This is a genomic window from Rhizobium sp. Root482, from assembly GCF_001426565.1.
Taxonomy (GTDB): Bacteria; Pseudomonadota; Alphaproteobacteria; order Rhizobiales; family Rhizobiaceae; genus Pararhizobium.
Genome location: NZ_LMFA01000005.1, coordinates 130,493 through 143,717 on the forward strand (window position 1 = coordinate 130,493; position 13,225 = coordinate 143,717).

Sequence of the window (13,225 nt, forward strand, 5' to 3'; positions counted from 1 at the left end):
CGGCGGTCGGGGGTGGTGCGGCGAGGTTCAGGCGGCCGACTGGATGGCCGAGACCTGCCAGTCCTTGCCGGGCTTGCGCAGGAAGGTCCAGAGTTCGACGGTCTCGGTCGCATTGTCCGGATCGCCCTCGACGACGCGGCCGGTTTCCCGCTCGCGCATTACGTCGATGCTTTCATAGCGCATGGCGACAGTCGCGTATTCACCGCCGTCCTCGCGCCAGGCTTCCGCCACGTCGCCGGCAACGAGATGTACGTCGCGCACCTCGTTCTTCAGGCCGCTGGTTGCGTTGTCGCTCAGTTCCTCAGCAAGATAGGACATGGCCTCCGGCGTCGTCAGACTGCGCAGCGTGGCGTAATCCTCAGCCGCATAGGCCGCCTGCACCTGTTTCAGCATGGATTCGAACCGGTCGAGGTCCTGCGGGCCGATGCCGATCTCGTCAGTGGATTCGCTGGGCGCACGCGCCTTTTCCGGCTGGGCAGCACCGCCGCCGATCTTCGGAATGGAAAAGCCCGGCATGCCGGAACCGCCGGAGGGCGCGCCGCGACCGGCCGCAAAACCGGCGTCGCTGCGCGGCGAATAGCCGGCCGTTGCCATGGTTTGACGACCGCGGAAGAAGCGCATGGCCAACATCACGGCGCCGGCGATCAGCGCCATCTGCAGGATCAGGCCGAGGAAGCCGGCGGCACCGCCAAGGCCATTGCCCATCATCATGCCGATCAGGCCGCCGAGCGCGAGACCGCCGAGCATGGAGCCGGCAAAGCCGCCAAACATGCCACCCGGTCGCTGGGCGCCACTGCGTGCTGCCTGGCCGGTCGTCTGCTGGCTCGCCTGGCCGGCCGTGCCCGGGGTCTGCGGCGTCATCGTCCGGTTGATCGGCGCGGCGTCGGCCGGCGCGGTGCGGGTGGCCGGCGGAGCCGAAAAGGTGCGCGAACCACGGCTGCCGAAGCCGCCGCCGCCACGCCGTGCCTCGGCGATATCCACCGCCGTCAGCATCACCATCGAAGCGACCGCCACCGTCGCAAGCATCCGTCCAAACCTCAGCATCGAAAATTCCCTGTGTTTCTCGTCGGCGCAACGGCCGGTGCTTCCTATCGGCCCAGCGATCTGCGCCCTCGCCTCCTATATGGGATGCCGGCGGCCGAGTTGAAGGCTTTTATCGCCCGCTTCACGGTAAAGCGCCGGCGCGATATCCCGACACCTCAGCCGATAAAGGTATCGTAGAGAAGCTTGAGGTTCAGCACGACGATGATCGAGGCGACGATCCAAGCAAGGGCCGCCACATATTTCGGGATGACGAAGGCGCCCATCTTCTTCTTGTCGGAAACGAAACGCACCAGCGGGATCACCGCGAAGGGCAGTTGCATCGACAGGATGACCTGACTGAACACCAGCAGTTCGGCGGTGCCCTCGTCGCCATACAGCCAGGTGACGATGACGACCGGGACGATGGCGATGCCGCGCGTCACGAGACGGCGGGCCCATTGCGGAATGCGCAGCCGCAGGAAACCCTCCATGACGATCTGACCGGCAAGCGTTGCCGTCACGGTGGAATTGAGGCCGGAGGCAAGCAGCGCCACGGCAAAAAGGGTAGAGGCGACGCCGAGCCCCAGAAGCGGCGACAGGAGTTCATAGGCCTGGCCGATCTCGGCCACGTCGGTGCGGCCATTGGCATGGAAGACCGAGGCCGCGACGATCAGGATGGCAGCATTGATGAACAGCGCCAGCATAAGCGCAATGGTGCTGTCTGCAGTCGCCCATTTGATCGCATCGCGCTTTCCTTCATCTGTGCGCTTGTAGTTGCGGGTCTGGACGATCGAGGAATGCAGATAGAGATTATGCGGCATGACGGTGGCGCCGATGATGCCGATGGCGATGTAGAGCATGGCCGGATTGGTGACGATCTCGGTCGACGGCAGGAAGCCGCTGAGCACGGCGGCCACCGGCGGCGCCGCGGCGGCGATCTGGATGACGAAGCAGGTGGCGATGACGATCAGGAGCGCGATGACGAAGGCCTCGAGAAAGCGGAAGCCCTTGTTCATCAGGAGCAGCAGCAGAAAGGCATCAAGCGCGGTGATCAGCGCGCCGCTGAGCAGCGGAATGCCGAACAGCAGTTGCAGCGCGATCGCCGTGCCGATCACCTCGGCGAGGTCACAGGCGATGATGGCGGCCTCGCAGGCCAGCCACAGCAGGAAATTGACCGGCCTGGAATAGGTGTCGCGACAGGCCTGGGCGAGATCGCGGCCGGTAGCGATGCCAAGCCGAGCGGCCAGCGCCTGCAGGAGGATCGCCATCAGGTTGGACAGCAGAATGACCGTCAGCAGCGTATAGCCGAACTGCGAGCCACCGGCGATGTCGGTCGCCCAGTTGCCGGGGTCCATGTAACCGACGGAGACCATATAGCCCGGGCCCATGAAGGCGAGCATGCGGCGAAACCAGAGCCCGCCGGTGGGCACCGCAACGGAGGAATTGACCTCAGGAAGGCTGGGGCGCGCATCCTCCTCGGGTTTGGAGAAGGTCCAGTTGCGCTGCGGCGGAAGGACGGTTTCAGAATTGGACATGCGGGTGGCTCCGGGGCGGAAAAATCTCTTCGGCCTGGAAACTATGTCAGCATTCAACATTATGCAATATGCTATATTGTATTGATCTGGCTTTTTTCGACAATCGGGCCGAATGGTCCCGCATGTGGAGGACGGGATAAAGCCGTTCTGAAAATCGGGAGCCCATGTTATGAACCTCGGGAGCCGCCAAATGGCCAGACAGAAGACCCGACCGACAATCAAGGAACCCTGCCCTTTGCCGCGCCGCTCCCTTCCCCGCACGGATCCGCTTCCAGACGCGGATACTCATTCCGAGGGTTTCCGGCAGACCCGCGAGGCGAACCGCGGCGCGCTGGTCGAGGATTATGTGGAACTGATCGCGGACCTGATCGAGGACGGCAACGAGGCACGCCAGGTCGATATCGCCGCCCGTCTCGGCGTCGCCCAGCCGACCGTCGCCAAGATGCTGGCGCGGTTGGCCGCCGAGGGTCTCGTCTCGCGAAAACCCTATCGTGGCGTGTTCCTGACCGAGGCCGGCCAGAAGATGGCGCTCGAAAGCCGGGCCCGCCACCAGACCGTGGAAGCCTTCCTGCGCTGCCTCGGGGTCAGCCCGGAAACCGCGCGCATCGATTCCGAGGGCATAGAGCACCATGTCAGCGGCGAAACGCTGGAGGCTTTCCGCCGGTTCATCGAGGCCAACGGAGATCCCGGAAGGGGTTAGCCGGGCCGCAGCCGGCGGCCGAAGCGCTCACCCAGAATGATGATCATGCCGGCCGAGAAGATCAGCGCCGCGCCGACGAAAACCTGGCGCGCCGGCACGTCGCCCCAGATCAGGAAGCCGATGCCGAAGGCCCAGATCAGCGAGGAATATTCGAACGGCGCCAGCATCGAGACCGGCGCCCGGCGCATGCCCTCGAACAGTGCATATTGCGCGATGCCGGCGATCAGCCCGGTGCCGGCCATCAGCGCCACGTCGACAAGGCTCGGCGTCACCCAGGAGACGGCGACCGCAATGCCGGTGAAGACGATGAAGAAGCCGCTGGAAATGGTCATCTGCACCAGCGTCACCTCCTGCATCGCGGTCTTGCGCAGAAGCACGGTCGAGATCGCCCAGAACACCGCCGCCTGCAGGGCCAGCCAGACCGGAAGGGAAAGCGTCATGCCGGTGCCAAGCGGATCGGTGGCGACCACGACGCCGATAAAGCCGACAAACACGGCGATCCAGCGCAAGGGCGGCACATCTTCCTTCAGGATCGGCACCGCCAGGATGGTGATGAGGATCGGCGAGGCATAATAGAGCGTCGTCAGTTCCGCGAGCCCGAGATCGCGCGCCGCCGTGTAATAGGACAACCAGGCGGCAAGCAGCAGAAGATTGCGCAGGAAGAGCGGCCTGAGCACCGGCGAGTGCCGCGCGCTGCGCAGCACCGGCCGACGGCCGATCGCGACGCAGATCGCAAAGATCGTCACGCTGCGCACGAACAGGATTTGCCAGACCGGCAGCGCCACCACCAGCCATTTGACCGAGGCATCCTGCAGCGTGAACAGGAAATAGGAAAACATCGTCAGCAGAATGCCGGACAGGACGGAGGTATTCACGGTGGGCTCCAGAAGACGGCAAGGAACACGGCGCCGCCGCCTGTGATAGACTGCGGCAAACGGCTAAGGAAGAGGCATGATCAACGCGGCTGTGGCGAAAAATGGGGGTCGCGAGCGCCATCGAAGCGGGGCAAACGGCCTCGCCCGCCAGCAACCGCATTTGGACGGTTAAAGTCCGATCAAGGACAGCATGACGAAGGTCGCGAACAGCACGAAATGGGTCATGCCCTCGATGGCATTGGTCTCGCCGTCGTTGAGATTGATGGCGGCGGCGATCAGGGTGATCGTCACCATCACCGTCTGCACCGGCGTCATCGCCATGATGAAGGGCTGGCCGGTATAGAGCGCGATCGCCTCCATCACCGGAACCGTCAGGATGACGGTCGAGAGCGAGGCGCCGAGTGCGATGTTGACGACGGCCTGCATACGGTTGGCAAGGGCCGCGCGCAGCGCCGTCATGATTTCCGGCGAGGCCGAGATTGCCGCCACCACGATGGCCGTCATGACCGGCGGCGCGCCGCTGCCCTTCAGGCCTGCCGTCAAAAGGCCGGACATGATTTCCGCCAGGATGCCGATCACCACCACGCCGATGACGAGGATGGTGATGGCGGCGGTCACCGGTTCGTCTTCCAGCACGTGCCGGACCGCGCCTTCGCGTTTCGGATAGCTGTAGCTGAAGAAATAGCTGTGAACGCCGACCTGCATCTTCAGGAAGACCGCGTAAAGCGTGACCATGGCGCCGATGGTGAAGGCGGAATAGAGATGCCATTTGGCAGCCGGAACGAATTCCGGGACGATCATCGAAATGCCCATCGCCGTCAGGATCATGACGCAATAGGTGCGGCTGGAATCGTCGTTATAGGCCTGTTCCCCGTGCTTCAGGCCGCCCACCAGCGCCGCAAGCCCGAGAATGCCGTTGATATCCAGCATGACGGCGGAATAGATCGTGTCGCGCACCAGCGTCGGCGAACTTTCGCCGCTCATCATGATCGCCAGGATAATCACCTCGACCAGCACCGCCGAGAGGGTCAGGATCATCGTGCCATAGGGATCTCCCACCTTGGCGGCCAGCACTTCGGCGTGGTGGGCGACGCGCATCGAGGCGAGCACGATGGCAAAGACCAGCACCGCCGCGCCGGCAAGTGCTGCCATGCGGCCTGCCTCCAGAAGCATATGCTCGAGCAGGAAGCCGACGACCGCCAGGGCCGCGGCGACGAGGAGAAGCATTTCGGATTTCAGAATGGCAGACACGTCGCCTCTCAACCATCGGGAAGGAAGAGAAGTATAGGCGGCAAGCCCGGCATTTCAATTCCGCCGGTGACAACGATAAAAAGGGCTCCTGGGATTATTTTCCTCTCCTGCTTTACTCCGACGGCTATTTTCGCTAATCTTATCCAGGAAATCTGTTACACAGCGGAGAAAGCGTCACGCTTCATCACCGCAGGATGCGCAACGATGTTTTCACATGACCGGATCTGGAGCGCGATCGACGCGCTCGCCGAGCGTCATCAGCTATCGCCCTCGGGCCTTGCCCGGCGGGCCGGGCTCGATCCGACCTCCTTCAACAAGTCCAAGCGCCATTCCGCCGACGGGCGCGAGCGCTGGCCCTCGACGGAATCGATCGCCAAGGTCCTCGATGCGACCGGCTCGACCATTGCCCAGTTCATGGAATTCCTGCGTCCTGGAGCCCTGTCCGGCCCCCTGCCCGATGCGGCCATGCCCGACGGCGCCTTTCCGCCGCAGACCGGCTCCATTCCTCTGCTCGGCTTTGCCCAGGCAGGTGCCGGCGGCTTCTTCGACGATGGCGGCTTCCCGGCAGGCCAGGGCTGGGATGTGGTCGAGTTTCCCGCGGCGCCCGCCGCCAGGGCCGGCGTCTATGCGCTGGAAATCCAGGGCGACAGCATGATGCCGCTCTATCGCGATGGCGATGTGCTGATCGTCGAGCCGGGCGCGCAGATCCGCCGCGGCGACCGGGTCGTGGTCAAGACCACGGAAGGCGAGGTCATGGCAAAGGTGCTGATGCGCCAGACCGCGCGCAGCATCGAACTTCTGTCGCTCAATCCCGAGCATCCGAACCGCCTGTTCGACCTTGGCGATGTCGAATGGATCGCGCGGATCATCTGGGCGAGCCAATAGGACAGTTTTCCTGATGAAGCGGCATCTGTTTATTGCCGGCGGCGGCCTGGCCGCTATTTGCCTGACGGTGGCGCTGCTGGGCCTCGGCGCTTCCTCCATTCGGCACCGGCAGGATGCTGCCACACCCGACTTCCTTCTGGAAACGCCCGGGAATGCCGATATCCCGGAGATCGGTGCCTCCGCCTTGCCCTTCGACGACATGGTGACGGAGCCTGAAAAACCCGTCCGCGACATCGCTCCGGAGCAATTCTTCATGCCCGGGGATGTGACGGCCAAACCCCTGAAGCGCATCGAGCCGCGCCTGCCGCTTTCGCAAGCCCCCGCCCGGCCGAAGCCGGAACCGGTGGTGCTGCGCCATCCGATTGTGCTCTCGGCCGGCCTCATCCGCTTCGGCGACAGGCTGGTGCAGTTGGAAGGCCTGCTGCCGCAGCAGGCGGACCGGACCTGCGGCAGCGACGAGCGCTGGCCCTGCGGCATGGTGGCGCGCACCGCCCTTCGCAATTTCCTTAGAGCCCGCGCCCTCCTCTGCAAGGTTCCAGAAAAAGGCTGGCAAGGAACATTCGTTACCACCTGCACCGTCAATTCCGTGGATCCGGCCGCATGGCTGGCGCAGAACGGCTGGGGCGAGGCCCCGGCCGGCTCGCCGTTCGAGCCCGAGATACAAGCGGCGAAGGAAGCGGGCCTCGGATTCTTCGGAAGCGATCCGCGCGACACCGACACGCCCCTTGCCACCGGCGAAGCGAGTGTTTCAGGCGACGGCCAGGCGATGACGGGGTCCGGGCCGGACTTGTAAGCGGCGGCGCGAGCCCATACCTGTTGATCACATCCATGGAGCGCCCGATGTCCGAAACCATGAGCCGTCACGACGCCCTCGTCTATATCATGGTGATGATGTCGGCGGTCGACAGGGCCATGACGGACAAGGAACTCGAGCGTATCGGCCGGCTTACCCGCTCATTGCCGGTCTTCGAGGGCTTCGACGAGGACCGGCTGCTGCATGTCACCGCGGAATGCACCGCACTTCTGGGTGGGCCGGAAGGGCTCGACATCGCGCTCGAAGTGGTGCGCGAAGCTTTGCCGGCCCGGCTTTTCGATACGGCCTATGCGCTGGCCGTCGAACTGGCGGCAGCCGATCTCTTCGTCCGCCAGGAGGAAATCCGCCTGTTGCAGCTGCTGCGCGACCGGCTGGGGCTCGACAAGCTCACCTGTGCCGCAATCGAGCGCGGCGCCATGGCACGCCTGCGGAAATGACCTGGACGGATGCTTCCATCTGGGGACTGGACGAGGTCGGCCTGCGGATCGCGGTCTTCACCACGTTCTTTTCAGCCCTCGCCGTTCTGGAATTGCTTCATCCGCGGCTTGATCGGCCGGAACTGATGCGGGCGCTGAAAGCCCGCCGATGGTTCACCAATCTCTCCCTTCTGCTGGTCTCGTCGCTGATCCTGCGGATCGCCTTTCCGGCGGCTGCCACGGGCGTTGCGCTGTTTGCACAGGCGAATGGGTACGGGTTTTTGCCACGCTCCGGGCTGCCGCCCTTTCTTGCGGGTCTCCTGGCCTTCGTCATTCTCGATTTCGCCATCTGGCTGGAGCACCTGGTCTTCCACCAAGTACCGCTTTTCTGGCGCATCCACCGGGTTCACCATGCCGATACAGGGCTCGACCTGACAACGGGACTGCGCTTCCATCCGCTGGAGATCCTGGTCTCCATGCTGTGGAAATCAGCGGTGATCCTGGCGCTCGGCGCACCGGTTGCAAGCGTTCTGGTCTTCGAGATCGTGCTGAACGGCGCAGCGATGTTCAACCATGCCAATCTCAAATTGCCGGCCGGCGCCGATCGCCTGCTGCGATGGCTGATCGTCACCCCGGACATGCACAGCATCCACCATTCGGCCGAACCGGCGGAGACCGATTCCAACTATGGTTTCAATCTTTCCATCTGGGACCGGCTGTTTTCCACCTATCGCGCCCGAACGAAGCAGGCACCGGAGGATGTCCGGATCGGCCTCGCGCAGGACGAGACCGCGCATCCGTCGCGGCTTTTCTGGTCGCTGCTCCTGCCCTTGCGGAGACGGTAGCAACACTGGTCAATAAATGCCGGCCGGAAAATATCTGAGATAGATTTCATTCAGGCGGCCATTGCGCGACAGCTCCAGCAGGGCGTGGTCGATCGCCTGGTTCAGGGAAGGTTCGCTCTTGCGCGTCATGATCGCCAGCCCTTCGCCGAGGAAACGCTGCGAGAAATAGGCCCCATCCAGCAGTACGCAGCAGCCGGCGGCCGGGCGTCCCGCCACCCAGAAGGACAGCTGCATGGCATCCGAAAAGGCGGCGGCGATGCTGCCCTTGCCCAGGGCATCGAGCATGGCCTGACGGCTCGGAAATGTGCGGGCATCGAGCTTTGGAAAAAATGCCTTCAGCATCGCCTCATGCGTGGTCGCAGAGACGACGCCGACCGGCTTTCCGGCAAGGGCCGCTACGGAAAGCGTCGGCCCCATCGCCTGGCGGCTGGCGGCAAACCGGGCCGGCATTTTCATGAACGCCCTGGAAAAGGCAAAGCGCTGGCGCAGTTCCGGGCTGATGCCGATGCCGGCGACAACCGCCTCGCCTTGCCCCTCCTCGAGCGCCGGCTGCAGTTCGGCAAAGGGCAAGGCCTGGATCTGGCATCTGGGCTCGATCTTCAAGACCTGGCAGATCTCGCGCACCAGATCGACATGGAAACCGGCGAGCCGGCCCGACTGGTCGATGAAATTGAAGGGCGGAAAATCGACCGTCGTCAGAAACCGCAGCCGCGGAAGAGCGCTCATATCCGGCTTGGCGATGCGCTCGCGCGCGTCAAACAGCAGGGGCAGGCCGCCAGCACTCTCGGCTGCCTGCAAAGAGGCACTGGAAATTGCAAGCTGAAGCACGCAAAGCGCGAAAATCCCGTAAAATTTTAGTAGTGCATAAAATGCGCGTCGCATTATGATCATTCCGGGATGGGCCAGGGGATATTGCCGTTTCGGCAATGGGGTTTTCATGCGTCTTGGAGAATATCCGGACAATTCCGGGATGGCTACTGCAAATGGCGCAGAGGCCAGGCGGCCGCATGTCACGGCGGAGCACTTCGCACCCGCGCTCAAAAGGGAAGGCCGCCTCCTTCTGCAGCTCGGCATCGGCAAGCCGGCGATCGCCCGGGCCATGCTGCAAGCCGAAGATCACGGCACCACCGTCGAAGAGGAGCTTCTCGCCTCCCGCGAGATCGACGAGGCCATCTATTTCGAAGCGCTGGCCGAAAAGCTCGGCCTCGATTTCATGCCGTGGATCGACCCAGCACGGGTCCAGGACGTCGTCGGCCTCGATACGCAGCTCGCCCAGCCGGAAGTACTGCGCGTGCACCACGCGACACGGCCGCCGGTTACCGTCATTGTTCCCTCGATCGCGCAGCTCGATGCGGTAGCAGCCCTGCTTGCGCGCAGGCCGTCGCTGCGGAATACGCTCGCGGTCTCGACACCGACTGCGGTGCGGGCTGCCGCCTGGAAGGCGGGCAGCTTGCGCCGGGTCTCGGCGACCACGCGGGCGCTCTTCGAGGCAGCGCCGCTTCACAGCGCCCGCATCACCTTCTGGGGCAAGCAGGGATTTTACACCGGCATTTTCGTCTGCGCGCTGATGGTTGCTGCCCTCATGCTGCCCTTCATCAGCCTGCTTCTGCTGCATATCGTGCTCACCTTGTTTTATCTCGCCAATTTCGCTGTGCGTCTCCATGCCTGCGGTTGCGTCTTCATGCAGGGAAAAACCGGCACACAGGCACAGACCCCGGCTCAATCTCAGGCAGAGCCCCAAAGGCCGGCGGAGCCGCCGCCGGTCTATACGGTGCTGGTTGCGCTTTATCGGGAAAGGAGCGTCGCGGCCCAGCTCCTCGCCGCCCTCGACCGGCTCGACTGGCCACGGTCTCGCCTCGACATCAAGCTCATCTGCGAGGAGGACGACGAGGAGACGATCGCCGCCTTGAGGGATGTGCCGCTCGGCCCTGAATACGAGATCGTGCTGGTGCCGGTGCATCTGCCGCGCACCAAGCCGAAGGCGCTGAGCTATGCGCTGCCCGGTGTGCGCGGCCAATTCGTGACCGTCTATGACGCCGAGGACCGGCCGCATCCCGGCCAATTGCGCGAAGCCCATGCCGCCTTCCTGGCCGCGCCCGCCAATGTCATCTGCCTGCAGGCGCCGCTGATCATCACCAATGCGCGCCGGTCCTGGCTGAGCGCGCTGTTTGCACTCGAATATGCCGGGCTGTTTCGCGGACTGCTGCCGATGCTTTCGCTCACCGGCATGCCGCTGCCGCTCGGCGGCACGTCAAACCATTTCCGCACCGCCGAACTGAGGGAGATCGGCGGCTGGGACCCCTATAACATGACCGAGGACGCCGATCTCGGCATGCGGCTCCATCGCCTCGGCTACCGTTCGCGCGTCATCTACAAACCGACCTTCGAGGAGGCGCCATCGACGCTTTCGATCTGGCTTGGACAGCGCACCCGCTGGTTCAAGGGCTGGCTGCAGACCTGGCTGGTGCTGATGCGCCGACCGGGCCGGCTTGGGCGCGAAATGGGCTGGCCGGCCTTTGCCGTCTTCCAGGTGCTCATTGCCGGCATGCTTCTTTCGGCGCTCTCCCATCCGGTCATCATCGGCTTTCTCGTCTATCTGGCCTGGGTCATGATCGCCGGAGGCACGCATGTGGAGGGATGGCTGGCCTTCTGGCTGTTCGTCGGCGACACCCTCAATATATTCGGGAGCTATGCGGTCTTTGTCGCGCTTGGCTTCAGCCGGATGGGACGCGGCGAAAAAGCAGCCGTCGGATGGCGCTGGATCCTGGTGCCCGGCTATTGGCTGATCATGTCGCTCGCCGCCTGGCGAGCGCTTCTCGAACTGAGAACCGATCCCTTTTCATGGAACAAGACGCCGCACATGCCCGTGGAGGATGCGGAATGAGACGTCACCCTTAAATCTACCGAATGGAGTGTTTCCAGCGCAAAGACATACTGGGCACTTCGAAAATTGCCCATCGTCACACTGCCCCTCCCGGCCCACGAATATTATCTTATTAACGCGACTCAATACCCCAAAAAAGACACACTTCTCTTGGAATTTCAATAAGCGGTTGACGTATAGTTTAATGTAGTAGATTAATACATACCCAACAAGAAAGATGGGGAAATTGATATGTGGATCAAGCTTACTCTTAAAACTGGCACAGAGACGTCCATAGATTTTTCTAAAGTCTTGTATATCAGTCGCCACTCGGAGGGAACGCAGATATTCTTTGAACAGTTGTATACAGATGGGAAATCGACAACACGATTTAAGTCTATAGTCGTAAAGCAAGATATATCGAAAATAGATAGAATGCTTAAACCGAAATTCATCTCCTGAAGGCTATCAAGGCAGGCCTTTAAATGGTGAGGCGGGGCACCTTACGTAGCAGTATAATGCATTCCAGATCACGCTCGTGCCTCCTCTGTGCGTAAATAGCCCACAAACGTCTCAGGCGATGAGAGGAACATTGGCACTTTTTCGGCATGAGGCGCACCAGTGACCTTGATCGTCGCTCATCTCCTTTAGCGACGGTCAAAGTTGTGATATCGGATCGTCGCGCTGCCTCACTAGGAGATGGAAAACGAGATGCCGACTTGGCTAAGAAATCGCGGCCTGGATATCAAAGAGCCTAACCAATTACATTATGAAGCACCGGCCTCAATCCTTGCTCCTTTGGTAGTCAAAAGTGATTTGCGGCTCGGCGCCTATAGCTACCTGCGTGGAGGCCTCATACAGCGAATCGAAAGCATCGGGCGGTATTGCTCCATTGCTCAGAATTTCAGCGTTGGCTTGCCACCGCATCCCCTTACATGGCTTTCAACAAGCCCCTTCCAATACAGCTACGCGAAATTCAACTTTTATCCTCCGTTTACTGCAACGCCCGTGCGAAAGCGTAACAAGGAAAATGACCCAGGCTATAGACGCCAGCCCGTTGTAATAGGAAATGATGTGTGGATCGGCGCCAACGCCACTATCTCAGAAGGCGTTACGATTGGCGACGGTGCGGTGATTGCTACGGGCGCCGTGGTAACAAAGGACGTTCCGCCCTACGCAATCGTGGGAGGCGTCCCCGCCCAGGTCATTCGATATCGATTCGAAGAGAAATTAATTGAACGCCTATTGAAGACCGAATGGTGGCAATATGATGCAGCGAACCTCGCAGACATTACTTTTGAGGATCCGGATAGGGCTCTTGACGACATTGAAATACGAGTGGAGGCTGGTTTGAAACCCCGACCTATCAAGTACCTGCTGTATCGCAATAAAAACACAATCAAGCCTGACGGAGAGTGATCACCACCATTTCTATGTTTGATACTGGAGCAGTTAATGCGCATTGGTTTTCTTGTCTGGAACACATTTCAGGTCGGGCATTTTGCTGAAATTATGCGTCAATTCGACGAACCAGATGTGATATTCATTAATCGCGACGTTTCCGGCCTTAAGAATTTTGATCCTCAGTGGTTGACGCGCTATGGGGCCTATTCTCGGTTTATCCGCGAGACCGACCTTGCCTCCCTCGATGGCGAATATGATGCTATCCTAGCGCAATTCACACCTCCATTGTCGAAGCGATGGAAAAAGACAAAACTGGTAATGTGCCAATATTCCATGGCGAAACCGAAAACCGCCTATAATGCACGCTGGTTGGCGTCAGACCTCGGTCTGGTCTATGGCGGCTTTTCCGATAATATTATCGGAAAGATGTGCCCGACGGTTCTTTGTGGAAACGCACGGTTTGATCCGTTGTTTGAGAAGCGCCTCGACAGCGAGTTCCTAGGTCCTGTTGACAAAGTGGGTTTGCAAATCACCTGAAGCATGATTCAACGCTGTCTTTTAGGAGGCTGCTTTGGCTCGTGGTGATCTTTCGGATGTCGAATGGCGGATTATTG

The 13,225-nt window shown here is 61.4% G+C and carries 13 protein-coding genes; 8 read left to right on the forward strand and 5 right to left on the reverse strand.

What is annotated here, in order from left to right:
• Positions 1–27 precede the first annotated feature (27 nt).
• Both ASD31_RS05745 and ASD31_RS05750 read right to left on the reverse strand, forming a co-directional pair.
• Positions 28–1,044: a Tim44 domain-containing protein gene (locus ASD31_RS05745; protein WP_056330661.1), complete on the reverse strand. Its 1,017-nt coding sequence runs from the start codon at positions 1,042–1,044 to the stop codon at positions 28–30.
• A gap of 155 nt (positions 1,045–1,199) precedes the next feature.
• Positions 1,200–2,558: an Nramp family divalent metal transporter gene (locus ASD31_RS05750; protein WP_056330664.1), complete on the reverse strand. Its 1,359-nt coding sequence runs from the start codon at positions 2,556–2,558 to the stop codon at positions 1,200–1,202.
• A 190-nt stretch (positions 2,559–2,748) separates the two neighbouring features.
• On the opposite strand from ASD31_RS05750, the gene mntR reads away from it, so the two are divergent.
• Positions 2,749–3,258, forward strand: coding sequence for a manganese-binding transcriptional regulator MntR (mntR, locus tag ASD31_RS05755; protein WP_056330667.1), 510 nt, complete (start codon positions 2,749–2,751; stop codon positions 3,256–3,258).
• Here the strand turns inward: mntR and ASD31_RS05760 are convergent.
• Complete coding sequence (locus ASD31_RS05760) at positions 3,255–4,133, reverse strand: DMT family transporter (protein ID WP_082520421.1); 879 nt, start codon at positions 4,131–4,133, stop codon at positions 3,255–3,257. The genes mntR and ASD31_RS05760 overlap by 4 nt on opposite strands.
• Before the next feature lie 168 nt (positions 4,134–4,301).
• A complete protein-coding gene (locus ASD31_RS05765; RefSeq protein ID WP_156392524.1) occupies positions 4,302–5,384 on the reverse strand; it encodes a calcium:proton antiporter in 1,083 nt (360 codons plus the stop codon).
• Between the two features lie 204 nt (positions 5,385–5,588).
• Here ASD31_RS05765 and ASD31_RS05770 point away from each other — a divergent pair, with 204 nt between their 5' ends.
• From ASD31_RS05770 to ASD31_RS05785, 4 genes are read left to right on the forward strand one after another with little or no spacing between them, the layout of a single operon-like run.
• Positions 5,589–6,269, forward strand: coding sequence for a helix-turn-helix transcriptional regulator (locus ASD31_RS05770; protein WP_056330670.1), 681 nt, complete (start codon positions 5,589–5,591; stop codon positions 6,267–6,269).
• 13 nt (positions 6,270–6,282) lie between these two features.
• Entirely contained in the window at positions 6,283–7,062 is a 780-nt protein-coding gene (locus ASD31_RS05775) for a thermonuclease family protein (RefSeq protein ID WP_056330672.1), read from the forward strand.
• A gap of 47 nt (positions 7,063–7,109) precedes the next feature.
• Positions 7,110–7,520, forward strand: coding sequence for a tellurite resistance TerB family protein (locus ASD31_RS05780; protein WP_056330675.1), 411 nt, complete (start codon positions 7,110–7,112; stop codon positions 7,518–7,520).
• Entirely contained in the window at positions 7,517–8,344 is an 828-nt protein-coding gene (locus ASD31_RS05785; protein WP_056330678.1) for a sterol desaturase family protein, read from the forward strand. The genes ASD31_RS05780 and ASD31_RS05785 overlap by 4 nt, the downstream gene beginning before the upstream one ends.
• Before the next feature lie 9 nt (positions 8,345–8,353).
• On the opposite strand, the gene ASD31_RS05790 is transcribed toward ASD31_RS05785, so the two are convergent.
• Complete coding sequence (locus ASD31_RS05790) at positions 8,354–9,226, reverse strand: transporter substrate-binding domain-containing protein (protein WP_056330681.1); 873 nt, start codon at positions 9,224–9,226, stop codon at positions 8,354–8,356.
• A gap of 88 nt (positions 9,227–9,314) precedes the next feature.
• On the opposite strand from ASD31_RS05790, the gene ASD31_RS05795 reads away from it, so the two are divergent.
• The 3 genes from ASD31_RS05795 to ASD31_RS05810 all read left to right on the forward strand — a co-directional run bounded on the left by ASD31_RS05795 (position 9,315) and on the right by ASD31_RS05810 (position 13,148).
• Entirely contained in the window at positions 9,315–11,228 is a 1,914-nt protein-coding gene (locus ASD31_RS05795) for a glycosyltransferase family 2 protein (RefSeq protein WP_244483765.1), read from the forward strand.
• Positions 11,229–11,918: 690 nt separating this feature from the next.
• Positions 11,919–12,626 carry a CatB-related O-acetyltransferase gene (locus ASD31_RS26895; RefSeq protein ID WP_274534252.1) on the forward strand — a complete coding sequence of 236 codons (708 nt, stop codon included), beginning with the start codon at positions 11,919–11,921 and terminating at the stop codon, positions 12,624–12,626.
• A gap of 36 nt (positions 12,627–12,662) precedes the next feature.
• Positions 12,663–13,148, forward strand: coding sequence for a hypothetical protein (locus ASD31_RS05810; protein WP_056330687.1), 486 nt, complete (start codon positions 12,663–12,665; stop codon positions 13,146–13,148).
• Positions 13,149–13,225 lie beyond the last annotated feature (77 nt).